The sequence below is a fragment of the Synechococcus sp. BIOS-E4-1 genome, assembly GCF_014279995.1.
GTDB lineage: Bacteria > Cyanobacteriota > Cyanobacteriia > PCC-6307 > Cyanobiaceae > Synechococcus_C.
This window is the reverse complement of record NZ_CP047935.1, coordinates 603,415-629,887: the sequence shown is the minus strand read 5'-3', so window position 1 is coordinate 629,887 and position 26,473 is coordinate 603,415. Positions and strand designations below refer to the sequence as shown.

Below are 26,473 nucleotides of genomic sequence, written 5' to 3'. Positions count from 1 at the left end.
ATAGCGATCGTGCACAACGTCATCCCCGCGCCAACGGTTGAGCCAACGAAACTGCGAGCATGCCCAGCACAGTCAGCAAGCTCATCCCCGTCATGGTCCAGGCCAACGCTGCACCACATTTCACCGAAACCGATCTGGGACGCCTGCGTAAACCTGTGTTGGAGGGCATCACCAGGCCGGAAGCCTGGCGTCGTGCACAGCTTCAGCGCCTGCGTGAGCTTGTGACAGAACACGAGCCAGAAATTCTTGAGGCCCTTCGCCATGACCTTGCCAAGCCAGACCTGGAGGGGATGGCAGAGGTTGTGACCTTGCTGCAGGAGCTCAAACTCGCTGAACGGCGACTTCGGGCCTGGATGCGTCCGCGCCGAATCCCTGTTCCATTGGTGCAGAAGCCCGGCCGTGCCGAACTGATCCGCGAACCACTCGGATGCGTGCTGTTGATCGGCCCCTGGAATCTGCCCTTCAGTCTCACCTTATGGCCCCTTGTCAGCGCCCTGGCGGCCGGCAACACCGCGGTGATCAAGCCCTCTGAACATGCGCCGGCAACCGCAGAGCTCATTGAAAAGCTCGTACCCAAGCACTTTCAAAGCGATGTGGTTCAGGTTGTCAACGGCGATGGAGCTGTTGCCGCTCAACTGGTGAGGCAGCGCTTCGATCACATCTTCTTCACTGGCGGAGGAAAGATCGGAGCCAAAGTGCTGGAGGGGGCCGCCGCCAATCTCACACCGGTGACTCTGGAACTCGGAGGCAAAAACCCTGCGATCGTTCTTCCTGGAGCCGATCTGTCCGTCACGGCACGCCGGCTGATCTGGGGAAAGGGTTTCAATGCAGGCCAGGCATGTATCGCACCGGATCATCTGCTGGTCCAAGCGGAGCAGCGTGCACCTCTGCTGCAAGCCATTGCAGAGGAACGGCTGAAGCTCTACGGCAGCGATCCACTCGAATCCAAGGCACTCGCATGCCTGATTCACGACCATCATTTCGGGCGACTGGAGGCATTGCTGAAGCAGGCCAAAGATGAAGGTCGTGTACTGATCGGCGGTGAGTCGGACCCGATCAGACGCCGTATTGCACCGACGCTGATCGCCGTGCAGGACGAAAAGGACCCGCTGATGACCGATGAACTGTTCGGACCACTGCTGCCTGTGCTGGAGATCACCGATCTGAATGACGCCATTCAAAGGATCCAGAAGCAGGACAAACCGCTTGCCCTGTACTTATTTGGCGGTGACGATCGTGACCAGGAGCTTGTACTGCGCAGCACAAGCTCAGGTGGTGTGTGTTTCAACGACGTGTTGATGCAATGTGGCGTCCCCGATCTGCCCTTCGGTGGGGTGGGCGCAAGCGGGATGGGCACCCATCACGGAGAAGCGGGATTCAGAACCTTTTCCCATGAACGATCGGTGCTGCGTCGTCCGTTCTGGCTTGATCTTCCTCAGCGCTATCCGCCTTACACCCTGAAGCCGGAAACATTCCGTCGTTTATTGAGCTGACCAGCGTTGAAATAAGTACAGCCTGGGACTGGCGCACCACGGGAGGCACCTTATCTTTCGCCCAGCCAACGGACACGCATGCGCCGCACCCTCCTGACCGTCCTGGCCGCAATGGCCCTGACACCAATCGCCAGTCATGGCTCCAGCGTGACGGTCAAGTCAGGTGAGACCCTCTCGGATATTGCCGCTCGCTATGGCGTATCGATGAACAGTCTGATGCGCCTGAACGGGATCAGAAACTCAGACCATGTAGAGGCCGGCCAGACACTTCGGTTACCGGGGAGCGTTTCAGCCGGAAAAGGCCGGCACAACGTGCGGTCCGGAGACACTCTCAGCGGCATTGCCGCGCAGTACAGAGTCAGTGAGCGTCAGTTGATGGCCCTGAATGCGCTGTCGAGTGCTGATCATGTTGAGATCGGTCAGACCCTGAAGCTGCCCAGCAACGCGGTGCTTCCTCAGGCAAAGCCCAGAGCCACAGCCAAACCGGTGCCGATTCAGGCCAAGCCAAATGCCATCTCCCACACCGTGGCCCGCGGCCAGACGCTCACCCAGATCGCCAGGGCCTACGACATCCCGATCACGTCATTGATCAACATCAATGCCATCCAAAATCCCAATCAGGTCAACATCGGAACCCAGCTTATGCTGCGCTCCACCGAAAGCAACAGCAACGCATCGATCGCCACGTCGACAACACCTGCTGAACGGCAACCCTTGGCGACCGAGAGCCAGCCCCAAGAGCAGAAGCCAGCTCAGGCCCAGTCAAAAACCGAGAGCGTCAAGCCCACAGCGGCCAATCCGGCGACTGTGAAACCAGAGGCTGCCAAGCCCGCAGCTGCGAAGCCAAAGGTTGTCAAACCCGTCACGACCGCCAAGGCAAGCCAGACAGCCACGACCAACGTTCAGCCGAAGCCTGCCTCCTGGCGCACCTATGGCCCCCTTCAGGTCGACTGGGGTAACTGGCAGTCGATGGGTGGAAGCGAGGTGGCCCCAACACTGAACAGCGATGGACAATCGCTCTACGTGGCTGTGAATTGTTCTGCCAGGAAGATCAATGCCACCGGCGCAAACGGGATGTGGAAAAGCTGGATCGCACCCCAGTCTGAATTCGAGAAGTCGCTCGTGAAGGATCGCTGTACGGCTGCAAAGGGTTGAATACGGGCTAAGCGGCGTAGTGCAAGGGCCAGGGCTGACGCAGAAAGCGCCGGCCGCTTTCCTTCAAATACAGGCGCTGGCTGCCGTCATCGGTTTCATGGATCAACTCCTCCTGAACCAGCCGCCGCGTGAGCCATCCCCAGTGCACCGAACGACCTTCTTCAGCGTTAAGCCGTTCACTCAGCCTGCGGGCGTCCGTGCCGTGAACCTCGGCCAGCAACTCCAAGACAGCCGTGGCCTGGTCAGACCAGTCCTGCCTTGAGGCACCGGAGAGACAGCGATCACAGCGGCCACAGGGAGGAACCAGTTCACCGACGGACAGCAGCAGAGCCTGTTCTCGGCAGGTTTCGCCCTCTGCAACGGCCTCCATACGGCGCAACTGCTGCTGCGCCAGTTCAATCCGACGCGATTCTTCAACAGCATTGCTGGCGGACGAACGGCGCAGCGCACTCTGCATCGCCCATCCAAGACTGGTTCGATCTCTCGGCGAGAACAACACCAAACAGTGAGCCGGCTTGCCATCACGCCCGGCACGACCTGACTCCTGCAGATAGCCCTCCGGGGTGCTCGGGAGATCCAGGTGCAGAACCAAGCCGACATCAGGCCGGTCCACCCCCATACCGAAAGCCACAGTGGCCACCAGCACGGGATCCTGCGCTCCCAGGAAATGTTCGAGGGCCCGATGCCGAACCTCAGGCTCAAGACCGGCGTGATAGGCGATGGCCTGAATCCCGTTGGCACAGAGACGCTCAGTCCAGCGCTCCACCGAAACACGGGTGCGGGCGTAAATCAGACAGGCGCCGCGGGCCTTCTCCAAAGCTTCCATGACATCCTGCAGAGGATCTCCAACCCGCCGGCGCATGGCGTAGTGCAGGTTGTGACGCCGAGCCGATCCCACCTGAATCAGCGGCCGCCGGAGATGCAGAAGACGGAGAAGATCTGCCCTGACCCTGGGGGCAGCCGTGGCACTGAGGGCCACCAATGGGACCCCTGGACAGAGTGCCCGCAACTCTCCCAGCCGGCGGTAATCAGGACGGAAGTCATGCCCCCAGGCGCTGATGCAGTGGGCTTCATCCACAGCGAGCGCCACCAGCTGTCCTTTGGCGGCATGCTCCTGCAGAACGGCACGGGTGGCTTCACCCTGAAGACGCTCCGGCGCGAGATACAACAGCCGCAAAGAGCCTTCGTTGAGTTGCTCGAGCGTCTGGCGTCTCTGAACTGGCTCGATTCCACCGTGAAGACAGGCCGCTGCGATGCCTCGACGTCTCAACTGGAGAACCTGATCCTCCATGAGCGCGACCAATGGTGAGATCACGACCACAAGCCCTGATCTCACCAGGGCAGGCAACTGGTAACAAAGAGACTTGCCTCCACCGGTCGGCAGCACTGCCAAGCAGTCCTGCCCCTGCAATAGGCACTCCACAACGGGACGCTGCCCTGGCCGGAAATCGGACCAGCCGTAATAGCGCTTGAGCGCATCCAACAGCAGGTCCAAAGCACTCCACAGATGGTGTGCGTAGCCTACCGAGCCCCAGATCTAGGGGATTGGAGGAGGATCCAGCTGATCCGGTGATTCCTCAACCAACTGGAGACGCACCCGCTTCCCGCCCGCCAATTCTCCCAGAGACACCCGCAGCGTTGCACCGCTGAGACTCTGCAGCGCCGAGAGCACATCCCGGAGATACGGCGTACTGCTGCCACTTTCCACCCAAAGACGTTCCTGCAAACCACCCAGTCGTCGCCAGGAGGTATGCAGCTTGAGCACCGCCGATTCCAGAGACTGCGCCTGACCGACTGCATCAGCCAGCAATCCCAGTGCATCCAGCCGCTGCGCTTCCTGCATCGCCTTCTCGAGATCCAGCTCACCTTGCTGGAAGGCACGGACAGCGACACTGGATTCAGTCGCCTTGGTGATCCATCGGGCGGTGTGAGTCACATCCTTGATGCGATCAAGCTCAGGCTCATCGCGCAGCACCTTGCGCAGATCATCCTGCTGTGGCTCCGGCAGCTTGGCCAGCTCACGCACCAGCGGCGCAACCACCTTCGGTGGCAGCAGATTCTCCTGGGTGCGTTGCCGGATTTCCTCAGGAAGCAGTGGGCTCGTGGCAGCCATGAACTCGTCCGTCAGACGTCGGACCTGCTTGCGGGTGATCTCCTGCCCTTCATTGGCAGCCTCGGAGATCATCAGCTGCACCTCAGGTGCCGCCTGGGCAGTTTCCATAAAGGCGCGTTTGGAGAACTGATTGACGCTGGTCTCCTCGAGCACGCCCTCACCCAGCATTTCCTGCGCCGACTCCGCCAGCTGGATCAATCCGTAGGCCCGGGTCTTACTGATCTCCCGCTCCCTGAGCCACTGCAGGAACCCGGCGCCACGTCCTTCTCCCCCTCTCTTTTCACGATCGCGAACGGCCTTGAGGATCTTTCCACGCCAGATCTCAGTCTGGAGATCGAATTTGTCACAGACAGCCCAGGCCTGTTCCAAGCGAGCCAGAAACTCCATCGTGCTGATGTCGTCCTGTTCGGGATCTGGCAGATCCAGCTCCAGAACTGGAGTTTCCATGTTCGTTGGCAGCAAGGCAGGCAGCACTCCGGAGGCTGGATGCTGGCATGGCGCAGGGCCGGCAAACGGTTGATCAGGGCGACATTGTGTGACGCAACAGCACGCCAGGGAAAGACCCAGAGATAGGGTTTATGTGCTTTTAGTTGCTACGAAGCGATGGCGATCTCCCGCGGTGACATGGTGCGGATCAAGCGCCCTGAGTCCTTCTGGTTCAACGATGTCGGCAAGGTCGCCTCAATCGACACGTCGGGCATCCGTTACCCAGTCGTGGTCCGATTCGAACAGGTCAACTACAACGGCCTGCAGGGTTCGGACGGTGGCATCAACACCAACAACTTTGCGCTCGACGAACTCGAGCCGGCCTGAGTCTGTTGCCGGAACTTCCGGAAGTTGAGACGGTTCGTCGGGGACTGGCGAGCCGTCTTCAATCCTTTGTCATCCAGGAGGCCGAAATCCTCCGCGAGAGGGCAGTGGCAAGCCCTGGCGGTTCGACAGCCTTTTGCCGGGGGCTTGCTGGTCAGACCGTTGGTGACTGGCAGCGACGCGGTAAGTATCTGATCGCTCAGCTGCTGCATCCCAACACAGGAGAGCCCAGTGGTTGCTGGGGAGTTCATCTGCGCATGACGGGACAGTTCCAGTGGCACGAAGAGCCCACAGAGCCTTGTCAACACACACGGGCACGCTTCTGGAATGCCAGGGAGCAGGAGCTGCGTTTCGTTGACGTGCGCAGCTTCGGTGAGATGTGGTGGGTTCCACAGGGCACCGCCACTGACTCCGTGATCACAGGATTGAAGCGGCTAGGACCGGAACCCTTTAGTGAAGAGTTCAACGCCGGTTATCTGCAAAAGAAGTTGAAAGGGTCCACTCGCTCCATCAAGGCTGCCCTGCTGGACCAGTCACTGGTGGCAGGAGCAGGCAATATCTATGCCGATGAAAGCCTCTTCGCAGCAGGCATTGCACCCCAAACACCCGCAGGCAGGCTCAACCGCAAACAACTTGAAAAAATCTGCGAAAGCCTTGTGCACGTCCTCGAGATCAGCATCGGCGTTGGTGGCACAACCTTCAGTGATTTCCGTGACCTTGAAGGCGTCAACGGCAATTACGGAGGGCAGGCAGCGGTCTATCGACGCACTGGGCAACCCTGTTTGAACTGCGGCACTGCCATTGATCGGGTCAAGCTTGCGGGTCGCAGCACCCATTGGTGCCCCACCTGCCAATCCGGAAACTCGGATGCGATAGGACGGAGAAGGATGAAACGCGGGGGGCAAGGAACCGTTGATTCAGGCTGCTGAAGAACTCGCAGCCACGATGGAGGGGCTGCATCGCCGCGGCTGGTGCGACGGCACCGGGGGCAACTTCAGCGTTGTGGTTTCGCATCAGCCTCTCAAACTGTTGATGGCGCCCAGCGGAGTCGACAAGGGATCAGTTCAACCAGAAGAACTGATCGAAGTGAACAGCAGCGGAGACGTTACCCGCGGAGCGGGCAAAGCAAGTGCAGAAACCCTGCTGCATCTGCGCATCATTCACTGTTGCGGAGCAGGGGCCGTGCTGCATACCCATTCCCTGTCGGGGACTCTGCTGTCGAAAACGGAGCTGGAACAAGGCGGCGTGATTCTGGAGGGCTGGGAGATGTTGAAAGGCATCAAAGGAGTGACCACCCATGACACCAGCGTCAACGTGCCCATCATTGCCAACAGCCAGGATCTACAGACCCTGAGCGACTCAGCAGCCCTGCGGTTGAGTGAAGCCCCTCATGGACTGCTGGTCTCAGGCCATGGGCTCTACGCATGGGGCGACGACCTGAAAGAAGCTCGTCGCCACACCGAGATCCTGGAATTCCTCTTGGAACTCACCTGGAGACAATCACTACTCAGGAGTCACAAGTGATTCGGGCCATCGTTCTGGATATCGAAGGAACAACCTGTCCTGTCAATTTTGTCAGTCAGACGCTGTTTCCATTCGCCCAAAAGAACATGAAAGCGGCCTTAATGCACAGATCTAGCAATATCGAGATTGACGCATTAGTGCATGAAGCCATCGACGAATGGCGGGCTGATTCAGATCCAACCAGCCAAACAATGCTGCGCCAAACCAGGAAAAAACCACCATCAACAGCAGAGGTGGAGGAGTATCTACAACACCTGATTCGATCAGACAGGAAGTCCACGGCCCTCAAGGAGTTGCAAGGAATCATCTGGGAAAAAGGCTACTTATCAGGCGAACTGAAATCACCCTTATTCAGCGATGTACGACCACAACTCGATGCCTGGGAACGCAATGGAATCAGTCTTTCCGTGTACTCATCTGGCAGCATTCAGGCTCAGAAACTCCTTTACGCCCATACCAACGAAGGAGACATAACAGATCGTTTTTGCCATTGGTTCGACACTCGCACAGGCCCCAAGCTGACCGAGCAGAGCTATACAGTGATTGCCCAGAAACTGGGCATTCAATCCAACCAGGTGCTGTTTATCAGCGATCATCCAGGCGAATGTGATGCAGCTCAGCGGTCAGGAATGAACACTGTTTTCTGCTTGCGCGCGGGCAATCCGCATCAAGACCCTGGCGATCACGCAGTCGTACATCAACTTTGCGATATCGATCTCGAGAAGATCAGTGCAGCGAATGACCATCAATGCTGAATTAAACCTGACAGCAGCAAACGCGCGTCAAGGCACAAAAAAAGCCACCCTCTCCGGGGTGGCTTTCTTCGTATCACAATGTGATTGGAATGTTTTACCTGGCATCGAGCTATTTTCTCAGGGGGCTACCCCCCAAATATCGTCGCCGCTGCTGCGTTTCACAACCGAGTTCGAGATGGATCGGAGTGGTTCCACAGCGCTATGGACACCAGGATAGAAAACATTCCCAAGGGTGAACCCTGAGAACTGCATAGGACATGATCAACAACTTTCATCATCAATCATTCGTCTGAATCGAATAAAACTTCGCCTCAGGCAAGAACCAAATCATGGTCAAGCCCTCGGTCTATTAGTACTCCTCCGCTGCATCCATTACTGGACTTCGACGTAGAGCCTATCAACGGGTGTTCTTCCCGTGACCTTACTGGGTTACCCCATGGGAATACTCATCTTGAGGTGGGCTTCCCACTTAGATGCTTTCAGCGGTTATCCACTCCGCACATGGCTACCCAGCGTTTACCGTTGGCACGATAACTGGTACACCAGAGGTGCGTTCCTCCCGGTCCTCTCGTACTAGGGAGAAATCCTCTCAATATTCCTACGCATACACCGGATATGGACCGAACTGTCTCACGACGTTCTGAACCCAGCTCGCGTACCGCTTTAATGGGCGAACAGCCCAACCCTTGGGACCGACTTCAGCCCCAGGTTGCGATGAGCCGACATCGAGGTGCCAAACCTCCCCGTCGATGTGAACTCTTGGGGGAGATCAGCCTGTTATCCCTAGAGTAACTTTTATCCGTTGAGCGACGGCCCTTCCACTCAGAACCGTCGGATCACTAAAGCCGACTTTCGTCCCTGTTCGACTTGTAGGTCTCACAGTCAAGCTTCCTTCTGCTTTTGCACTCAGCGGCTGATTTCCAACCAGCCTGAGGAAACCTTTGCGCGCCTCCGTTACCTTTTAGGAGGCGACCGCCCCAGTCAAACTGCCCACCTGATACTGTCCGCTCCCCGGATAACGGGTGAACGTTAGAACCCTAGCTCTGAAAGAGTGGTATCTCACCATTGACTCCCTCGTACCCACAAGCACGAGATCAACGTCTCCCACCTATCCTGCGCATTCAGAGCCCGGGCACAATACCAAGCTACAGTAAAGCTTCATAGGGTCTTTCTGTCCGGGTGTATGTAGTCCGCATCTTCACAGACAATTCTATTTCGCCGAGCCTCTCTCCGAGACAGCGCCCTGATCGTTACGCCTTTCGTGCGGGTCGGAACTTACCCGACAAGGAATTTCGCTACCTTAGGACCGTTATAGTTACGGCCGCCGTTCACCGGGGCTTCAGTCGCCAGCTTCGCTTACGCTGACCGGCTTCCTTAACCTTCCGGCACTGGGCAGGCGTCAGCCCCCATACATCGTCTTGCGACTTAGCGGAGACCTGTGTTTTTGGTAAACAGTCGCCAGGGCCTTTTCACTGCGACCACCTTGCGGTGGCACCCCTTCTCCCGAAGTTACGGGGCTAATTTGCCGAGTTCCTTAGAGAGAGTTACCTCGCGCACCTCGGTATTCTCTACCACCCCACCTGTGTCGGTTTCGGGTACTGGCAGTTATGCCTTAACGGGTATAGAGCTTTTCTTGGAAGCATGACATCACCAACTTCGCTGCCGTAGCAGCTCGTACTCACGCCTCAGCTCGGAACGTTTTCGCCGCTCCTCATAGCCTCGAACGCTTGAACCAGTAACCAATATCTGGCTTGGCTAGCCTTCTCCGTCCCTCTTCCCAAAACATAACCGGTACAGGAATGTTGACCTGTTATCCATCGACTACGCCTTTCGGCCTGACCTTAGGACCAGACTAACCCTCCGCGGACGAGCCTGCCGGAGGAACCCTTAGGGTTTCGGTGCATGGGATTCTCACCCATGTTTTCGCTACTCAAGCCGACATTCTCACTTCTATGCAGTCCACGCCCGCTCACGCTAACGCTTCGCCCCACATAGAACGCTCCCCTACCATAAATCCGCAGCTTCGGTACAACGCTTAGCCCCGTTCATTTTCGGCGCAGGATCGCTCGACCAGTGAGCTATTACGCACTCCTTTGAGGATGGCTGCTTCTAGGCAAACCTCCTGGTTGTCTGGGCAATCCCACCTCCTTTATCACTTAGCGTTGATTTGGGGACCTTAGCTGGCGGTCTGGGCTGTTTCCCTCTCGACCATGGAGCTTATCCCCCACAGTCTGACTGCCTCGCTACACACAGGGTATTCAGAGTTCATCTCGATTTGGTACCGCTCTCGCAGCCCGCACCGAAATGGTGGCTTTACCCCCCTGCTGGAGCACGAGACGCTACGCCTCAACGTATTTCGGGGAGAACCAGCTAGCTCCGGGTTCGATTGGCATTTCACCGCTAACCACAGCTCATCCAGTGACTTTTCAACGTCAGTTGGTTGGGACCTCCACTTGGTATCACCCAAGCTTCATCCTGGCCATGGTTAGATCACCCGGGTTCGGGTCTATAAACACTGACAAACGCCCTATTCAGACTCGCTTTCGCTGTGGCTCCACCATTTCCGGTTTAACCCGCCAGTGCCTATAAGTCGCCGGCTCATTCTTCAACAGGCACACGGTCACCCGATAAGTCGGGCTCCCATTGCTTGTAAGCTCACGGTTTCATGTTCTATTTCACTCCCCTCCCGGGGTTCTTTTCACCTTTCCCTCGCGGTACTGTTTCGCTATCGGTCACACAGTAGTACTTAGCCTTACGAGGTGGTCCTCGCGGATTCACACGGAATTTCACGTGCTCCGTGCTACTCGGGATACAGCTAGGTCAGTTCAGTTTTCGTGTACGGGGCTTTCACCTTCTTTGGCGTGTCTTTCAAACACTTCCACTAACATCCCTTTTCCACATTGCTGTCCCACAACCCCGATGGTCGAAACCATCGGTTTAGGCTCTTCCCCGTTCGCTCGCCGCTACTCAGGGAGTCGTTTTTACTTTCCTTTCCTCCAGCTACTAAGATGTTTCAGTTCGCTGGGTTGGCTCGTGCCAGCCTATGGATTCAGCTGGCCGTTCTAAGGGTTGCCCCATTCGGAAATTCCCGGATCAAAGCGTGTTTCCAGCTCCCCGAGACTTATCGCAGGTAACCACGTCCTTCATCGCCTCTGTGTGCCAAGGTATCCGCCGTGAGCTCTTTGTAGCTTGACCATTCATCTCCAAAACGCTTGCTGTCGTTGAAACAGATTCTGACTAATTCAAATTTGAATTAATCATCAAACTCTCGATTGCTCGACACAATCAAAAGAACGTTATGGAGTCTCGGCTCTTGCTCAAGAATTGACATCATCCTATAAAAGAATGATGCATCCATGAGAGATGCTTTATTCTTACAGACTTTTTCCTATGCAGTTGTCAAGGTTCTGCTAGACATCAAACTGATCAATCAGTTCGAGCCCAGCATCTTATCAACCAAAACAATCGTGATGATTCACTTCATTTCGGAATGACAGGAAGCTGGGGTCATGCCAGCGGACACATCTAAATCACATCACATTCGAGTTCATCTTCCATCATCCAGAAGATGGAGATTGAGTTCGATCAGTGGAGGTTAGGAGACTCGAACTCCTGACATCCTGCTTGCAAAGCAGGCGCTCTACCAACTGAGCTAAACCCCCAACACCGAATGGGCCATCCTGGACTTGAACCAGGGACCTCACCCTTATCAGGGGTGCGCTCTAACCACCTGAGCTAATGGCCCAGGAAGACTCAACCCTTGTGGGATGTGACCTAGACAAAGTTTAGGAACTGAAAATCTCCATCAAGCAATGCACATTGCTACACATTCTTGACTTCAAAATTGAGGTACCGATCGACCTAAGGTGACAGGATTTCGGCCTAAGAATTAAGTACTCAGACATCAAAATCGTTGTTTGTCTCCCTGTTAGGAGGTGATCCAGCCGCACCTTCCGGTACGGCTACCTTGTTACGACTTCACCCCAGTCATCAGCCCCACCTTCGACGTCCTCCTCCACAAGGGTTGGAGTAACGGCTTCGGGCGTGGCCAACTTCCATGGTGTGACGGGCGGTGTGTACAAGGCCCGGGAACGTATTCACCGCAGTATGCTGACCTGCGATTACTAGCGATTCCTCCTTCACGTAGGCGAGTTGCAGCCTACGATCTGAACTGAGCCACGGTTTATGAGATTTGCTTGTCCTCGCGAACTTGCTGCTCTTTGTCCGTAGCATTGTAGTACGTGTGTAGCCCAGGATGTAAGGGGCATGATGACTTGACGTCATCCACACCTTCCTCCGGTTTATCACCGGCGGTCTCTCTAGAGTGCCCAACTAAATGCTGGCAACTAAAGACGTGGGTTGCGCTCGTTGCGGGACTTAACCCAACATCTCACGACACGAGCTGACGACAGCCATGCACCACCTGTCACTGCGTTCCCGAGGGCACTCTCTCGTTTCCAAGAGATTCGCAGGATGTCAAACCCTGGTAAGGTTCTTCGCGTTGCATCGAATTAAACCACATACTCCACCGCTTGTGCGGGCCCCCGTCAATTCCTTTGAGTTTCACACTTGCGTGCGTACTCCCCAGGCGGAACACTTAACGCGTTGGCTACGACACCGAGGGGGTCGATTCCCCCGACACCTAGTGTTCATCGTTTACGGCCAGGACTACAGGGGTATCTAATCCCTTTCGCTCCCCTGGCTTTCGTCCATGAGCGTCAGTTATGGCCCAGCAGAGCGCCTTCGCCACTGGTGTTCTTCCCGATATCTACGCATTTCACCGCTACACCGGGAATTCCCTCTGCCCCTACCACACTCAAGCCCAACAGTTTCCACTGCCATGATGGAGTTAAGCTCCACGTTTTAACAGCAGACTTGAAAGGCCGCCTGCGGACGCTTTACGCCCAATAATTCCGGATAACGCTTGCCACTCCCGTATTACCGCGGCTGCTGGCACGGAATTAGCCGTGGCTTATTCCTCAAGTACCGTCAGATCTTCTTCCTTGAGAAAAGAGGTTTACAGCCCAGAGGCCTTCATCCCTCACGCGGCGTTGCTCCGTCAGGCTTTCGCCCATTGCGGAAAATTCCCCACTGCTGCCTCCCGTAGGAGTCTGGGCCGTGTCTCAGTCCCAGTGTGGCTGATCATCCTCTCAGACCAGCTACTGATCGATGCCTTGGTGAGCTCTTACCTCACCAACTAGCTAATCAGACGCGGGCTCATCCTCAGGCGAAATTCATTTCACCTCTCGGCATATGGGGTATTAGCGGTCGTTTCCAACCGTTATCCCCCTCCTGAGGGCAGATTCCCACGCGTTACTCACCCGTCCGCCACTAACCCGAAGGTTCGTTCGACTTGCATGTGTTAAGCACGCCGCCAGCGTTCATCCTGAGCCAGGATCAAACTCTCCGTTGTAGATCAAGTCCTCTTAAAGGCTTTCACCTCTTCAACTTGATTTGCTTTACCCACTCATCAGCACTGGCGCACTGATGGCAGTTAAAACCTCCTTCCTCTGACAGAAGGGTTCTTAAGAGTGCACTTAGAATCTCTCCCTCGTGACTTTCCAGGATCTCAGATCCGGTTGTTGCTCCACAACGTGCACACCGACAAACTCAAAAGCTCGTGAAAACTTTCAACCTTGTAAGCACGTTGCTTCCTTGCAACGAATAATTGTTGACGGGACCTCACACTTACATCGCATTTTCATCAAGCTCAATTACTCAACCTTGCGGCTCAGCAACCGAAACTCGACGCGATGAAAGCGTCAGTTCCTAAACTTTTCGATTGTCCAGGTTCTGCCGTCGCGTCCCCTCTCAGGAACGGTTGGCCGTGCGGTCTCGCGACCGCTTGTGAAACTTACAACACCGTGGGATCTCTCCCTCCTGGCCTCGTAAGCACCCCCAAACATTACAAGCTCGCGCTCTTCATGCTCAAAGGCTGCGCTGCAGGCTTCCGCCTGACGCGCAGTCCAAAAACATAACTCACAATCCACCCCATACGCAACTGGTTGCATCTCAAGACTTACTTCCACTGCCGTAATCGAAAGCCAGCACTACGTTTTGGCTACTTGCAACGGAACATGGCAGGACGCTTCAGCCAGCAGAACCAGCGTGTCCGACCGAGCTCGAAGGAAGACCAGGTGGTCCAGAAGGCCCGCGAACACTTCGAGCGAACGCTGATTCCCCTGCGTGGACAGCTGGCTGGCAGCGTCGCCGCCCTGGAACACCCCCGTCATGACGAAGCGCTCAACTACGGCGAGATCTTTCTGAGGGACAACGTTCCCGTGATGGTCTACCTGCTGACGCAGAAACGATTCGACATCGTCCGTCAGTTCCTGACCATCTGCCTTGACCTGCAGAGCACCACCTACCAAACACGAGGAGTCTTTCCCACCAGCTTCGTGGAAGAGGAAGGCCATCTCATTGCGGACTATGGCCAACGCTCCATCGGGCGGATCACATCAGTCGACGCAAGTCTCTGGTGGCCCGTTCTGTGCTGGATGTACGTGAAATCCAGTGGGGACGAGGAATTCGCCTCGAGTCAGGGTGTACAGCGCGGTGTCCAGCTGCTGCTGGACCTGGTGTTGCATCCCACCTTTGAAGGAACTCCGGTGCTGTTCGTACCGGACTGCGCGTTCATGATTGACCGTCCGATGGACGTCTGGGGAGCACCACTGGAAGTGGAGGTGTTGCTGTACGGATCTCTGCGTTGCTGCACTCAGCTCATGGAGCTGGGACGAAAGCACCACAACAGCAGGCTGCTGGACCAACGGCTGGTCCTGACCCGGCAGTGGGTTCATGACCTTCGCCAGTTTCTTCTCAAGCACTACTGGGTCACCAGCAAAACCATGCAGGTGCTGCGTCGCAGACCCACAGAACAGTACGGAGACAACCAGCACCAGAACGAATTCAATGTTCAGCCCCAGGTCATTCCTGACTGGCTGCAGGACTGGCTTGAAAACCGTGGGGGCTACCTGATCGGCAACATGCGCACAGGACGTCCTGACTTCCGCTTTTACAGCCTCGGAAATTCACTCGGCTGCCTGTTCGGACTGCTGACTGCACCACAACAACGGGCACTGTTCCGCTTGACGCTGCACAACCGCGACAACCTGATGGCTGAAATGCCGATGCGCATCTGTCATCCTCCGATGGAAAGCCTTGAGTGGCAGAACAAGACGGGTTCGGATCCGAAGAACTGGCCCTGGAGCTATCACAACGGTGGCCACTGGCCGAGCTTGTTGTGGTTCTTCGGTGGCTCCATCCTTCTGCACGAGCGTCGCCATCCCCATGCTGATGTCCTGCTGATGGGGCAGATGAAAGCACTGCTGGAGGAGTGCTACTGGAGTCATCTCAACCAATTACCGCGGCAACAGTGGGCTGAATACTTCGATGGACCAACAGGCACCTGGGTGGGTCAACAGTCCAGGACCTACCAGACCTGGACCATTGTTGGCTTCCTGCTGCTCCACCACTTCCTGCGCGTCAATCCTGATGACGTGCTGCTTCTGGACCTCGATGAAGGAGCTGTTCCTGACCCTGCGGATGATGATCCTGAGGGCAGTGATCACGACTGGGATCACCAATAAAAAAGCCCAGCCATGAGGCTGGGCAGAGGTCATCCTTCAGTCAGGAGATTCAGAAGAGGCCGAGGGTCAGTGACTTGTCGATAGGCATTGCTGCACCGATACCTAAGTAGATGGTGGTGGCAGTGCCGAACAGGAAAACAGCCATCGCAACCGGACGACGGAAAGGGTTTTGGAACTTGTTGAAACTCTCGATGAAAGGAACAAGCATCAGACCCAGTGGGACAAGAGTCTGAAGAGCGATCCCCAGAAGTTTGTTAGGAACAACCCTCAGGATCTGAAAGACCGGATAGAGATACCACTCAGGAAGAATTTCCAAAGGTGTTGCGAAGGGATCTGCCTTATCGCCAAGCATGGCTGGATCCAAGACGGCGAGACCGACAATGCAGGCAATGGTGCCCAGAATCACGACCGGGAAGATGTAGAGAAGGTCGTTGGGCCAGGCTGGTTCGCCGTAATAGTTGTGGCCCATGCCCTTGGCGAGCTTGGCGCGCATTTTGGGATCAGTCAGATCCGGCTTCTTGAGGATGTGCATGGATCAGGATGTGATGTTTGAACCTTAATCAGACCAGGGGTGCTGAACGACCGAGCGCTCAGAGACTGAAACGGATCACAAGGGACCGGAAATGCCTTGCTTTCGGATCATCAAGAAGTGCATGAGCATGAACACCGCAAGAAGCCATGGCATCACAAAGGTATGAAGGCTGTAAAAGCGCGTCAGCGTGGACTGACCAACACTTTCACCGCCACGAAGCAGTTCAACCATGAAGTCTCCGACCACAGGGATGGCAGCAGGAACACCCGAGACGATCTTCACAGCCCAGTAGCCAACCTGATCCCAAGGGAGGGAATAGCCGGTGACGCCAAAGGAAACAGTGATCACGGCCATGGTCACGCCGGTGACCCAGGTGAGTTCACGGGGACGCTTGAAACCGCCTGTCAGATAGACACGGAACACATGGAGGATCAGCATCAGCACCATCATCGAGGCACTCCAGCGATGGACCGAGCGGATCAACCAGCCGAAACTCACATCCGTCATCAGGTACTGAACGGAGGTGTAGGCCTCAGCGACCGTCGGCTTGTAGTAGAAGGTCATCGCGAAGCCTGTCGCGAACTGAATCAGGAAGCACACAAGTGTGATTCCACCGAGGCAGTAAAAAATGTTGACGTGTGGAGGCACGTACTTGCTGCTGATGTCATCAGCAATGTCCTGAATTTCAAGACGTTCCTGGAACCAGTCGTAGACAGGTGAGGAGTTCGCCATGCAGAGGTGGGCTTGGATTGCGAGAGTCTACCGATGTCGTTCCAGTTGCGGGCCGGGATGAAGCCAATGTTGCCGACTGTTAACGGATGGTCAGATCGTCTGCGACGGCTGGCTTTTGGATTGGCGAGTGCCATCCTCATCGTCCTGCTTGCTAGCCCGCACGCCCTGGCGCTTAACGATGCGCAGCAACTGGTGGTGGAAAGCTGGCGATTGGTGAATCAGGGATATCTGGACCCTGAACAGTTCGATCGGATCCGCTGGAAGCGCCTTCGCCAGAAGGCACTTGAAAACACGATTGAAAGCAGCGAAGAGGCTTACAGCGCCATCGAAACGATGCTGCTGCCGCTGAATGATCCCTACACACGCCTGCTGAGACCTGCGGACTACGAGGTGATGAAGGCCAGTAACGAGGGGAACCTCAGCGGTGTTGGCCTGCAACTGGGCCATCGCCAAGACAGCACCGCAACCGTGGTGATTGCTCCTCTGGAAGGATCTCCTGCAGCTGACGCCGGCATCGTCAGTGGAACTGAAGTGTTGGCAGTGAATGGCGAATCCGTTGAAACACTCGGCCTTGAAACAACTGCAGCTCGTCTCCGCGGAGCTGTGGGAAGCCAGGTGGTGCTCACGGTGCTGCCGCCGCAGGAGGTGCAGCAGCAGGAGATCACCCTGGAACGGCGCAACATCGATCTGCGACCGGTGCGGACACGGCGGCTGCGCAGTGACACCCACACACTCGGTTACATCCGCATCACACAGTTCAGTGAGGGCGTCCCCGAACAGGTCCGCGCCGCCATCGACGAGTTATCGGACAAGAGCGTGGAGGGGCTGGTGCTGGATCTCCGCAATAACTCAGGAGGACTGGTCAGTGCCGGGCTCGCGGTTGCTGATGCATTCCTCAATCAGCAACCGATTGTGGAGACCCGAAATCGCAGCGGCATCGCCGATCCAATCCAGGCAGGGCCTGAGGTGCTTTATTCGGGACCGATGGTGACACTCGTCAATGGAGGTACGGCCAGCGCCAGCGAAATTCTTGCGGGCGCCCTGCAGGACGATGAACGATCGCTGCTGCTCGGTAGCAACACCTTCGGTAAAGGCCTGATTCAAACTCTGACCAACCTCAGTGATGGCAGTGGACTTGCGGTGACTGTGGCGGGCTATGTCACCCCCAGCGGTCGGGACATTCAGGGCGAAGGCATCACACCGGACAGGATCCTGGACGGACCGGAACCCCTGAATCCCGGCGGAGAAGGTGATCGCTGGCTCACGGACGCCGAACTGGTGCTCCAGTCGATGATTGATCAGGAAGCCAGTCAGGCCAGTGCAGATCCAATGCCGATCACGGACGAGATTGAAGCGGAGCCGATGAGCTGAATGGGCTCCCGCACCTATCACGACCCTCTTCATCACGGCATCAGCCTCGACGCCGATCAACCAGCCGAAGCCATGGTGCTTGCGCTCGTGGATTCGGCGCCTTTTCAACGACTAAGGCGCATCCGGCAGCTCGGCCCAGCATTCCTCACGTTCCACGGCGCCGAGTCCAGTCGTTTCACCCACTCGCTGGGTGTTTTTGCCATCGCGCGCCGAGCGATGGGCCGCCTGATTGAGCTCGATCCCTCTCTGAACAAGCAAAAGGGCGTGCTTTACGCCGCCGCTTTGCTCCATGACCTTGGCCATGCTCCGCTCAGCCATTCAGGCGAGGAGATGTTTGGCACGCACCACGAACAGTGGTCAGCACGTGTGATCCGGGAACACCCAGACATCCAGGCCCCCCTCGAACAGTTTTCAGCAGGCACCGCTGCCTCAGTGGCTGATCTTCTCGAACATGGACGTGCGGAGCGTGGTGTCATCAAGGCCCTGGTGAGCAGTCAACTTGACTGCGATCGCCTGGATTACCTCCTACGCGACAGCTACAGCACAGGCGCCCGATACGGTCAGCTTGATCTTGATCGCATCCTCGGTGCGATCACCCTTGCACCAGATGGTGAATTGGCCATTCATCCGAAGGGCCTGATGGCGGTGGAGCACTACCTGGTGGTCAGGAGCCTGATGTACCGCAGCGTCTACAACCATCGCCTCAATGTGGTTTGCAATTGGTTGCTGGATCAATTGATCCGTCAGGCACGGCTGCTTGGCCCCAGTCGCATCTGGGCAGACCGAACCATGCAGGCATGGCTGTGGCAGACCCAGGAGCTCGACCTCCAGAGTTACCTCGCCAACGACGACCTGCGCACCGGTTATCACTTTCAGAGATGGAGAGAGGAAGCACCGGAGCCGCTTGCCGAACTCTGCGATCGATTTCTGAACCGCCGACTGTTCAAAGCTCTCGATGTCAGCCAGATGGATGCATCAACGCAATTGGAGCTGCTGGCTAAAGCGCAGACCTATGCGGCGGCTGCAGGCCTCGATCCTGAAATGTGTTGTGGACTTCGACACCACCAGACCCGGGGCTATCACCCCTACCGAGGTGGATTGCGCCTTTGGGACGGTCAGAGCCTGCAGGCGCTCGAACAGTGCTCGCCATTGGTGAACAGTCTCGCGATTCCAGCAGCGTCAGCCTGGTTGATTCACCCGGGAGACATCTCAACCGAACTGAATGGGGCCATGGCCAGCATTCGCTAGGTGGGTGATCTGCCTACTCTCCGGCCATGACCGTTGAACCAACACCGCAGATCCCTTACTGCCTCAGCCTCCCGGCTTTCCGATCCGTGTCCTGGCAGCAATGGCTTCCGGCGCAGCTGCCATCCCTTCCTTCGGGTGACATCGACCTTGACACCGGTGACTGGACCCTGAGCTGTCGCGATTTGGAGGCGTTGCTGCATGCTTTGCATCAGGCTGGCCACAACGTTCAGCTGTTGATCACGCGCTGCCGCAACACGTTGATCAGCGCAGCTGCACTTGGTTTGCCTGTTCGAGAGGCCAGCACTGTGATCCCCACCCTTGAAGCCAGAGACGATCAGCCGAACGAGGCCAAAACCAATGTTGATCTCACGGTTCATCGGGGAACCTTGCGATCCGGTGATCACATCGAAACTCAGGGGCACCTGCTGATCGTGGGTGATGTGAATCCGGGCGGATCGGCATCGGCCGAGGGAGATGTCTATGTCTGGGGACGCCTGCGAGGCAGGGCCCACGCAGGAAGCAAGGGCAACAACACCGCCAAGATCGTGGCATTGCAGCTGAGGCCACTGCAGCTGCGGATTGCGGAGCTTGTGGCGCGAGGTCCAGAGGAACGACCGCAGCCTGGGCTCGCCGAGCAGGCTTGCATTCTGGATGGCGCCATCTCCATCCAGCCAGCCAGTGCGCCCTTCATACCTCAGTAAATCTGATCGATTTCAGGCGGACGGGACGAATCAATGCCATTAAGGTGGCGCGATCAAAACGGGACCCCGTGACCAATTCGCGAACGATCCTGATCTGCTCGGGAAAGGGTGGCGTCGGCAAGACCACCCTCACTGCCAATCTCGGCATCGCTCTGGCTGGACAAGGAGCTCGCACCGTGGTTCTCGACGCGGACTTCGGACTCAGAAATCTCGATCTGCTGCTTGGACTCGAGAATCGAATCGTGTATACAGCACAGGAAGTGCTGGCAGAGAGCTGCCGCCTTGACCAGGCACTGGTCAAGCACAAGCAAGAGCCGAACCTGGCACTGCTGCCTGCGGGGAATCCGCGGATGCTCGAGTGGCTGAAACCTGAAGACATGCAGACCATTGCCGGGATGCTGTCTGAAAGTTTCGATTACGTCCTGATTGACTGCCCAGCAGGCATCGAGGACGGCTTCAAGAACGCCGTGGCAGCCGCAAAGGAAGCAATCGTGATCACGACTCCGGAAGTATCGGCTGTCAGAGATGCCGATCGTGTGATCGGATTACTCAACACCCACGGGGTTTCACCCGTTCAGCTCGTGCTGAACAGGGTCAGACCAAAAATGATGGCCAATCAGGAGATGCTGGCGGTCGACGACGTCACCGACATCCTTGCTCTACCGCTTCTTGGCCTGGTTCTTGAAGATGAGCAGGTGATTGTCAGCACCAACCGAGGCGAACCCCTGACTCTCAATGGAAGTGCTTCTCCTGCTGCCAAGGCTTACGGGCATATCGCCCGTCGTCTCCAGGGAGAAGACGTCCCGCTCATGGACCCTGCAAAGGACGGTCGACGCGGCATTCGCGCCAGGGTGCGCCAACTGATGCAAACCAAGATTTTCTGAACGCCATGACCTTGCAAGACTTGATCGACAAAATCCTGCGCCGTCAACCCGCCAGTGCAACCACCGCACGTGAGCGCCTGCAACTGGTTTTGGCCCACGACCGCAGCGACCTGAGTCCTGAAACTCTGGATCAGATGCGACGTGAAATCTTTGAAGTCGTGGCCAAATATGTGGACATTGACCTCGAGGAAGGCGATGTGAGCCTGGAGACCGAAGATCGCGTCACAGCACTGGTGGCCAATCTGCCGATCCGGCGTTCAATGGCGACCAGCTCACAAGAGTGACGCGTCGGCGATTGAGGGGAATCCCCACATCAGCACTTCTCCCGATCCATGACAAACTTTCAGCTCACACCAGCAGAGATTGGCGTGCTCAATCTTCTGTTGGAGGGCAACAGCAACCGTGCCATTGCTGAAACGCTGGTTTTGAGTGTGCGCACCGTTGAAAGCCATATCAGCAGTTCCCTGGGCAAGACAGGCTGTCGTTCAAGACTGCAGCTCAGCCTTTGGTGGTTGCAGCAGGTCAAAGAGGACAAGCGGGTGTGCGCCGGTAGAGTTCCGTCATTGCCGGCTTAGCTCAGTGGTAGAGCAGCGCTTTTGTAAAGCGAAGGTCGTCGGTTCAAATCCGTCAGCCGGCTTCACGGGACTGAAAACCCATTGCTCAGCGCGTTCTATCGGAGTCAGTGCGCCCTGCCAGAAACCAGATCCCCAGCAAGCCGAGTAGCAAGGGCAGCACCCTCAGTTCGAACAAGGGCGTGAGCCATCGGATTGCCGGTTCCAGCGTCCAGTGAAAGAGGGCCTGGAGTAGCAGCACAAGTGCAATCAGCCAGAGCATGGAGGAGACCTCTCAATCACATCAACCATCACAGCGCCCTGGCGCAGCAGTTGCCAGCACCCTGGAGATTTCCAGCCAATCACAGTGCTCGCCAGCCCAGAGGTCTGGGGCCAGGGCAGCGGAGCCAGCAGCGGCAGATCCGGAAAAGCCGCAGCGGCTTCCGCTGCGTTCTGACTTGGCGGTGCGCCCGAAGGATTGGCACTTGTTGTTGCCAGTGGACCGCTCTGCATCAGCAGAGCTCGGGTGAGATCACAATCCGGGATGCGCATTCCCAGGGTTCCTTGACCTGGATTGAGGCTCTGAGTCAGACGCCCCTGCACCGGAAGCACCAGAGTCAGTGCGCCTGGCCAGAAGCGACGGGCGAGCGGTTGCGCATCAATCCTGGCGTCTTCACTGGTAAGCGCAAGTAACTGATCAGCCTGAGCTGCCATCAGGATCAGAGGTTTCTCCTGAGGACGCTGCTTGAGAGTCCATATCTGTGCCGCATGGTCAGGTACGGCGGCAAGCGCTGGCAAGGTATCCGTGGGTAGCAGAGCTGCTCCACCACCCCTGAGATGCCGGACCAACTCGATGGCTGACATCAATGAGGGCTTGTCATGGGTCATGAGCGAGAGCAAAGAACAGGATGAAAGTCAAAGGTGACGCCTCGCGATAGCAAAACGCCTGACGCCGCTGAGATCGGAGCGGGCTCTGGACGACACAAGTCCTGCAGAGCTCATCAGGCCAAGCACCTGATCACTCTGATCGTGATGATGCTCGAGCAACAACCATCCGCCTGGTGAGAGTGCCTGAGGGGCCAGTCCCAAAATCGCTCTGCAGCAATCCAGACCATCTTCCCCACCACACAGAGCCTGCCTTGGTTCATGGTCGCGAACGAGTGGATCGAGCTCGTCCACAACCTGAGTGGGGATGTAAGGCGGATTGGCGACCACAAGGTCGAACTGTCCCCACCAGCATTCCAGTGGATCCCACCAAGAACCTTGATGCAGCTGCCATCTGAGAGATGTCGTCAAGGCGTTGAGGTTGATCCGCGCCAACTCGAGAGCAGCAGCGCTGAGATCCACAGCATGTCCATCCCATCCCGGCAGGGCACGAGCGAGAGCAACGGCAAGAGCTCCGCTGCCTGTACCCAGATCAGCCCAGCGTCCCGCAGAGGCCCAACCTGTCGCCGATGGATCCTGCAGGCAATCAAGCGCGAAATCAATCAGGAGCTCCGTCTCCTGGCGGGGGATCAGTGCTGCTGGGCTAATTCGAAGATCGAGATCGCGCCATGGACAGCGTCCGACAAGATGCTGCAGCGGAACGTGGTCCTGAAGATGCACTGCCCAGAGCTTCTCCAGGTCCTGGAGGGTGCTGGCCAGAGGAGCGATCGACTCGGGCAGAATCCGCAACCGCTGAAGTTCCGCCCAGCTGAGATTGGCCTCCATCGCCAAAAGCCAGTCGAGATCAACAGCCCGCCCTCCACGAAGTAATTGCTGGCGTCGCCAGGTCAGCAATTCCTGTCCTGAACACGAAGCCGACTCCATGAAATCAACCTAAAGCGAGCGCCAACGCAGGCCTGGCTGCGCCACAACCAAACCATCCAGCTCAAGTTTCAGCAGCTCCGCAGCAACACGGTCAGGGGTGGTTTGCAATGCTTGCACCATCACATCGAAGCTGGAATCGTCATCCACCAGCTTCAACAAACGAGTCTGCACAGGATTGACAGTCAGAAGCTTCTCTGACTTCAAAGCGGGAGCATCACTCTTCCCAACACAGGAAATACAAGGACCTGGCCCAAGCTGATCAAGCAAAGCCTGGACATTGATCAGCGGCAGTGCCTCCGACTGAAGCAGCGCATTGCTGCCTTGAGACGATTCACGCAGCGCATCACCTGGAACAACCCAGACGGGGATGCCTAAGCAACGCGCCATCGCAGCCGAACGCAGCGCTCCACTGTTCTCAGGACATTCCACCACCACCACAGCCCTTGTCACAGCGACGAGCAAGCGGTTGCGCAGAGCAAAACTGGATCGCAGGACCCTCTCGGAATCGCGGAGCTCAGTGATCAGCAGCCCAGCCTCTGCGACCTCCTGCTGCAAACTGCGATGTTCAGGCGGATAAACGCGATGCAGCGGAGTTCCCAGAACAGCCACGGGACTGCCTCCAGCCTGAAGACAGGCTCGATGAGCAGTTGCATCAACGCCCTCAGCAAGACCACTGACCACAGGCCATTGAGCCTGGGCAAGGGCTCGACCCAGATTGTCCGCCATCCGAAGGCCGTGGCTGGAAGGCCTTCTCGTACCCACCACGGCAACCGCCTGCTGCATCGAGAGCAACGACAAAAGACTTCGACTGCCACGCCACTGAATTGACAGAGGCGGGCGCTCCAGCCTCTCAAAGCCAGCCGGCCACTCAGGATCACAGGGCAACAGAACATTGATAGGAACCTTGATGCAAGGCTTCAGGCCGAGACTTGATCGATAACGCTCAAGCGATGCCAGCACCGAAGCCGGCCATCCGAACTCCTTCTGCAATGTCGGGAGAGACCAGCTCCAGAGATCCTGAAAACCCCGTGGCGCATCAGCGGCTGCTGAACAGAGCTGGCGCATCCGAGCTGCGCCTATCCCAGGGCACTGCAACCACAACCATCTCCAGGAGCGTTCCAACACGCCATGAGCGCTAGTACAAAAATACTATCAACCCTTGCACTTTGGCCCCTCAGCCAAGGCCCTGAATGCCGCTGCCACTGCTTCAGGCGGGTGCCGCAGAACCTTTCGGACTGGACGCACGCTCACCAAAGCAAGCTCCACTGAAGCTTCAGCCACGCAAACGCCAGCTTTGATGAATTGAGTTGACCAAGGCCAGCGAACACCCCGGGGAGCGCAGGAGACGCTCATCAGCTCCACCTCATCGCCAAGCATCAGCGCCTCCCGATAACGAATCTGCAGCTGAACAACGGGCATTTCCAGCCCACCTGAAGCCATCTTTTCGTAGGGGTATCCGGTTGCAGACAGCGCCTCCACCCGGGCCTCCTCAAGCCAACCCACATAGGCGCCATGCCACATCACACCGCCATGGTCTGTGTGCTGTGGGAGCACTCGCTTGTCCAGGCGCCAGGGGAGCCTGGTAACGCTCTCATTCAGCATGCGAACTGGGAACTCCAATCAGCCATAGGCTGCTGCATAGGCTGAAACTTCGCCGTGTTCAAGAACCTTCTGATCGCCGATTCAGGCAAAGGCCACGTCGGTGAAATGATCAACATGCTGCGCGACCTGCCTGCCTTCAAGGCTGCCAGGATCAATCTCCTGCATGTGGTCCCGGAACAGACCATGGCGGCAACGCAACAGCACTGGGAAAGCGCAGGCAGCCTTCTGGCTGAGTCTGTGGAAAAGCTGGGACTTAACCCGCAGGACGTCAATTCGATCATCCGTCAGGGGGACACCAAGCAGACCGTTCTCAATGTGGCGGATGAACTGAACGTGGATCTCATCGTGATGGGATCACGAGGACTTGGCAGGCTCCGGTCAATCCTGTCCAACAGTGCCAGTCAGTACGTCTTCCAACTGTCGACGCGACCCATGTTGCTGGTCCGCGACGACCTTTACATTCGTCATATCAACCGGGTTCTGGTCACCATCGATGGCACGGGAGTCGGCGATGACGCCCTCAAGCTCGCTTGCGAAATGGTCCTCGAGATTCCAGGAGGGCAGCTAACCGGCGTCCACGTGGCGCGACAAGACCCCACCCCATCACGAGGAGCAGCCATCAAGAGCGATACCTATCTCGACTGCGCTGTCCAGAGAGCTCGCAAGCTCGGGGTTGAACTCAAGCCCTTGCACGTCACCGACGCCGACATCGGCAAAGGGGTGTGCTTGGCAGCAGAACAGATCAATGCTGACCTGGTCGTGCTGGCCTCTCAGGACCGTCGCCCTCTGGTGGCGAGAGGACTGGTTGACCTCGACAAACTGCTTGGTGGTTCAGTCAGCGACTACATCCGAGTTCACGCCCCTGCACCGGTGCTTCTTGTGAGAGAACCGGAACAGAGGTGAAAGGTCACGATCGGAACAGCCGTGAGTGGAGTCACCCCTCACGGCTGTTGGTCTGAATGAACAGGATGATCAGGAAGACGGTCGGCACCAGAACAAACAGCAGGCTGGCCACGAAGCCGAGATCGTTGGTTTCCATGAACGTGAAAGAACCTGCTGGAACGTATCACCGTCCGGAAAGCTTTGACTCGAACCGATCAGCGCTCTTCACCGGGCGTTGCAGGCGAAGCCTGACCTGAGACTTTCAGCGGCCGCATGGATTCGTCAGTGACTGACTGATCAGCCGTCTCCCCATCAACAGCAGGCGCAACAGGCCACTCCACTGGACCAGGAGGAAGAGTTGCCGCCAGGGCGGCAGCCACCCGCTTGTTCTGTTCAGGCATGGATGCCTGAGGTTTTGTCACCACCACCACCGACTGCTCAACTAGAGACTGGCAAGCCAGGCGCCATCCTTCTGGCCTGCGCCTGAGCTTCACCTCCTCCACCGCGGTTCTTGGGCTCATCGCGGCTGTGGACGTCTCACCTTCAATCTTTACGAAGCAGGTACTGCACTGACCGCAGCCCCCACAGTTACCGAGCTGACCTTTCAGCCCGTAAAGCTGAATTCCCTCCCGCACGGCCACAGCGCGCAGGTTTTCACCCGGGAAGCACTCCACATCCCGACCCTCACGCACAAAACGGATGACAGGCATTGAACCTCTTGAAGA

The 26,473-nt window shown here is 57.1% G+C and carries 25 protein-coding genes, 3 tRNA genes and 3 rRNA genes; 15 read left to right on the top strand and 16 right to left on the bottom strand.

Going from position 1 to position 26,473, the window contains the following annotated elements; genetic code table 11:
* The first annotated feature begins 92 nt into the window (after positions 1-92).
* Complete coding sequence (locus tag SynBIOSE41_RS03020; RefSeq protein ID WP_186540728.1) at positions 93-1,493, top strand: aldehyde dehydrogenase family protein; 1,401 nt, start codon at positions 93-95, stop codon at positions 1,491-1,493.
* Between the two features lie 78 nt (positions 1,494-1,571).
* Positions 1,572-2,648, top strand: a complete 1,077-nt coding sequence (locus SynBIOSE41_RS03015; RefSeq protein WP_186539549.1) for a LysM peptidoglycan-binding domain-containing protein — start codon at positions 1,572-1,574, stop codon at positions 2,646-2,648.
* A gap of 7 nt (positions 2,649-2,655) precedes the next feature.
* On the opposite strand, the gene SynBIOSE41_RS03010 is transcribed toward SynBIOSE41_RS03015, so the two are convergent.
* Complete coding sequence (locus SynBIOSE41_RS03010) at positions 2,656-4,143, bottom strand: ATP-dependent DNA helicase RecQ (protein WP_186539548.1); 1,488 nt, start codon at positions 4,141-4,143, stop codon at positions 2,656-2,658.
* 42 nt (positions 4,144-4,185) lie between these two features.
* Positions 4,186-5,208, bottom strand: a complete 1,023-nt coding sequence (locus tag SynBIOSE41_RS03005; protein WP_186539547.1) for a hypothetical protein — start codon at positions 5,206-5,208, stop codon at positions 4,186-4,188.
* A gap of 156 nt (positions 5,209-5,364) precedes the next feature.
* Between SynBIOSE41_RS03005 and SynBIOSE41_RS03000 the strand changes: the two genes are divergently transcribed.
* Genes SynBIOSE41_RS03000 through mtnC form a run of 4 tightly spaced genes read left to right on the top strand, consistent with a single transcriptional unit; the run spans position 5,365 to position 7,850 of the window.
* Complete coding sequence (locus SynBIOSE41_RS03000) at positions 5,365-5,574, top strand: photosystem I reaction center subunit IV (protein WP_066912053.1); 210 nt, start codon at positions 5,365-5,367, stop codon at positions 5,572-5,574.
* Positions 5,575-5,579: 5 nt separating this feature from the next.
* Positions 5,580-6,500: a DNA-formamidopyrimidine glycosylase gene (locus SynBIOSE41_RS02995; RefSeq protein WP_186539546.1), complete on the top strand. Its 921-nt coding sequence runs from the start codon at positions 5,580-5,582 to the stop codon at positions 6,498-6,500.
* Positions 6,484-7,095: a methylthioribulose 1-phosphate dehydratase gene (gene mtnB, locus SynBIOSE41_RS02990; protein ID WP_255475913.1), complete on the top strand. Its 612-nt coding sequence runs from the start codon at positions 6,484-6,486 to the stop codon at positions 7,093-7,095. The genes SynBIOSE41_RS02995 and mtnB overlap by 17 nt, the downstream gene beginning before the upstream one ends.
* Positions 7,092-7,850 carry an acireductone synthase gene (gene mtnC, locus SynBIOSE41_RS02985; RefSeq protein WP_186539545.1) on the top strand — a complete coding sequence of 253 codons (759 nt, stop codon included), beginning with the start codon at positions 7,092-7,094 and terminating at the stop codon, positions 7,848-7,850. The genes mtnB and mtnC overlap by 4 nt, the downstream gene beginning before the upstream one ends.
* 96 nt (positions 7,851-7,946) lie before the next feature.
* On the opposite strand, the gene rrf is transcribed toward mtnC, so the two are convergent.
* The 5 genes from rrf to SynBIOSE41_RS02960 form a co-directional block, all read right to left on the bottom strand.
* Positions 7,947-8,063, bottom strand: a 5S ribosomal RNA gene (rrf, locus tag SynBIOSE41_RS02980).
* A gap of 116 nt (positions 8,064-8,179) precedes the next feature.
* Positions 8,180-11,045: ribosomal RNA gene (locus SynBIOSE41_RS02975) — 23S ribosomal RNA — on the bottom strand.
* A gap of 394 nt (positions 11,046-11,439) precedes the next feature.
* Positions 11,440-11,512, bottom strand: a tRNA-Ala gene (locus SynBIOSE41_RS02970).
* A gap of 9 nt (positions 11,513-11,521) precedes the next feature.
* A tRNA-Ile gene (locus SynBIOSE41_RS02965) sits at positions 11,522-11,595 on the bottom strand.
* A gap of 183 nt (positions 11,596-11,778) precedes the next feature.
* Positions 11,779-13,263, bottom strand: a 16S ribosomal RNA gene (locus SynBIOSE41_RS02960).
* Together the 16S, 23S and 5S rRNA genes with 2 tRNA genes alongside form the textbook arrangement of a ribosomal RNA operon.
* Positions 13,264-13,927: 664 nt before the next feature.
* Here SynBIOSE41_RS02960 and SynBIOSE41_RS02955 point away from each other — a divergent pair.
* Positions 13,928-15,436: a glycoside hydrolase 100 family protein gene (locus tag SynBIOSE41_RS02955; protein WP_066904178.1), complete on the top strand. Its 1,509-nt coding sequence runs from the start codon at positions 13,928-13,930 to the stop codon at positions 15,434-15,436.
* A 49-nt stretch (positions 15,437-15,485) separates the two neighbouring features.
* Here SynBIOSE41_RS02955 and petD read toward each other — a convergent pair whose 3' ends face one another.
* Both petD and petB read right to left on the bottom strand, forming a co-directional pair.
* Entirely contained in the window at positions 15,486-15,968 is a 483-nt protein-coding gene (gene petD, locus SynBIOSE41_RS02950; protein WP_066904183.1) for a cytochrome b6-f complex subunit IV, read from the bottom strand.
* Positions 15,969-16,043: 75 nt separating this feature from the next.
* A complete protein-coding gene (petB, locus tag SynBIOSE41_RS02945; RefSeq protein ID WP_007100534.1) occupies positions 16,044-16,700 on the bottom strand; it encodes a cytochrome b6 in 657 nt (218 codons plus the stop codon).
* Between the two features lie 66 nt (positions 16,701-16,766).
* Between petB and ctpZ the strand changes: the two genes are divergently transcribed.
* From ctpZ to SynBIOSE41_RS02910, 7 genes are all read left to right on the top strand, one after another.
* The gene (gene ctpZ / locus SynBIOSE41_RS02940) at positions 16,767-18,071 is read left to right on the top strand and encodes a carboxyl-terminal processing protease CtpZ (RefSeq protein WP_186540724.1); all 1,305 of its coding nucleotides are present in this window, start codon (positions 16,767-16,769) and stop codon (positions 18,069-18,071) included.
* Entirely contained in the window at positions 18,072-19,319 is a 1,248-nt protein-coding gene (locus SynBIOSE41_RS02935; RefSeq protein ID WP_186539544.1) for an HD domain-containing protein, read from the top strand.
* Between the two features lie 26 nt (positions 19,320-19,345).
* Positions 19,346-20,020 carry a septum site-determining protein MinC gene (minC, locus tag SynBIOSE41_RS02930; protein ID WP_186539543.1) on the top strand — a complete coding sequence of 225 codons (675 nt, stop codon included), beginning with the start codon at positions 19,346-19,348 and terminating at the stop codon, positions 20,018-20,020.
* A 68-nt stretch (positions 20,021-20,088) separates the two neighbouring features.
* Positions 20,089-20,904: a septum site-determining protein MinD gene (gene minD / locus SynBIOSE41_RS02925; RefSeq protein ID WP_066904192.1), complete on the top strand. Its 816-nt coding sequence runs from the start codon at positions 20,089-20,091 to the stop codon at positions 20,902-20,904.
* A 5-nt stretch (positions 20,905-20,909) separates the two neighbouring features.
* The gene (gene minE, locus SynBIOSE41_RS02920; protein WP_066904195.1) at positions 20,910-21,188 is read left to right on the top strand and encodes a cell division topological specificity factor MinE; all 279 of its coding nucleotides are present in this window, start codon (positions 20,910-20,912) and stop codon (positions 21,186-21,188) included.
* A gap of 48 nt (positions 21,189-21,236) precedes the next feature.
* Entirely contained in the window at positions 21,237-21,479 is a 243-nt protein-coding gene (locus tag SynBIOSE41_RS02915; protein ID WP_186539542.1) for a response regulator transcription factor, read from the top strand.
* Positions 21,470-21,541, top strand: a tRNA-Thr gene (locus tag SynBIOSE41_RS02910). The genes SynBIOSE41_RS02915 and SynBIOSE41_RS02910 overlap by 10 nt, the downstream gene beginning before the upstream one ends.
* A 23-nt stretch (positions 21,542-21,564) precedes the next feature.
* Here the strand turns inward: SynBIOSE41_RS02910 and SynBIOSE41_RS02905 are convergent.
* The 5 genes from SynBIOSE41_RS02905 to SynBIOSE41_RS02885 all read right to left on the bottom strand — a co-directional run bounded on the left by SynBIOSE41_RS02905 (position 21,565) and on the right by SynBIOSE41_RS02885 (position 24,866).
* Positions 21,565-21,738 (bottom strand): hypothetical protein, encoded by a 174-nt coding sequence (locus SynBIOSE41_RS02905; protein ID WP_186539541.1) that lies wholly within the window; start codon positions 21,736-21,738, stop codon positions 21,565-21,567.
* On the bottom strand, positions 21,726-22,319 hold the full coding sequence (locus tag SynBIOSE41_RS02900; RefSeq protein WP_255475912.1) for an L-threonylcarbamoyladenylate synthase: 594 nt from the start codon (positions 22,317-22,319) through the stop codon (positions 21,726-21,728). Before SynBIOSE41_RS02900 ends, SynBIOSE41_RS02905 begins: the two co-directional genes overlap by 13 nt.
* Before the next feature lie 51 nt (positions 22,320-22,370).
* A complete protein-coding gene (gene prmC, locus SynBIOSE41_RS02895) occupies positions 22,371-23,264 on the bottom strand; it encodes a peptide chain release factor N(5)-glutamine methyltransferase (protein ID WP_186539539.1) in 894 nt (297 codons plus the stop codon).
* 9 nt (positions 23,265-23,273) lie between these two features.
* Positions 23,274-24,329 carry a DNA-processing protein DprA gene (locus SynBIOSE41_RS02890; RefSeq protein WP_186539538.1) on the bottom strand — a complete coding sequence of 352 codons (1,056 nt, stop codon included), beginning with the start codon at positions 24,327-24,329 and terminating at the stop codon, positions 23,274-23,276.
* 87 nt (positions 24,330-24,416) lie between these two features.
* Positions 24,417-24,866, bottom strand: coding sequence for an acyl-CoA thioesterase (locus tag SynBIOSE41_RS02885; RefSeq protein WP_186540721.1), 450 nt, complete (start codon positions 24,864-24,866; stop codon positions 24,417-24,419).
* Between the two features lie 54 nt (positions 24,867-24,920).
* Between SynBIOSE41_RS02885 and SynBIOSE41_RS02880 the strand changes: the two genes are divergently transcribed.
* Positions 24,921-25,769 carry a universal stress protein gene (locus tag SynBIOSE41_RS02880; protein ID WP_186539537.1) on the top strand — a complete coding sequence of 283 codons (849 nt, stop codon included), beginning with the start codon at positions 24,921-24,923 and terminating at the stop codon, positions 25,767-25,769.
* 31 nt (positions 25,770-25,800) lie between these two features.
* On the opposite strand, the gene psbM is transcribed toward SynBIOSE41_RS02880, so the two are convergent.
* Positions 25,801-25,905, bottom strand: a complete 105-nt coding sequence (gene psbM / locus SynBIOSE41_RS02875; protein ID WP_006042119.1) for a photosystem II reaction center protein PsbM — start codon at positions 25,903-25,905, stop codon at positions 25,801-25,803.
* Positions 25,906-25,963: 58 nt separating this feature from the next.
* Positions 25,964-26,458, bottom strand: coding sequence for a 2Fe-2S iron-sulfur cluster-binding protein (locus tag SynBIOSE41_RS02870; RefSeq protein ID WP_186539536.1), 495 nt, complete (start codon positions 26,456-26,458; stop codon positions 25,964-25,966).
* Positions 26,459-26,473 lie beyond the last annotated feature (15 nt).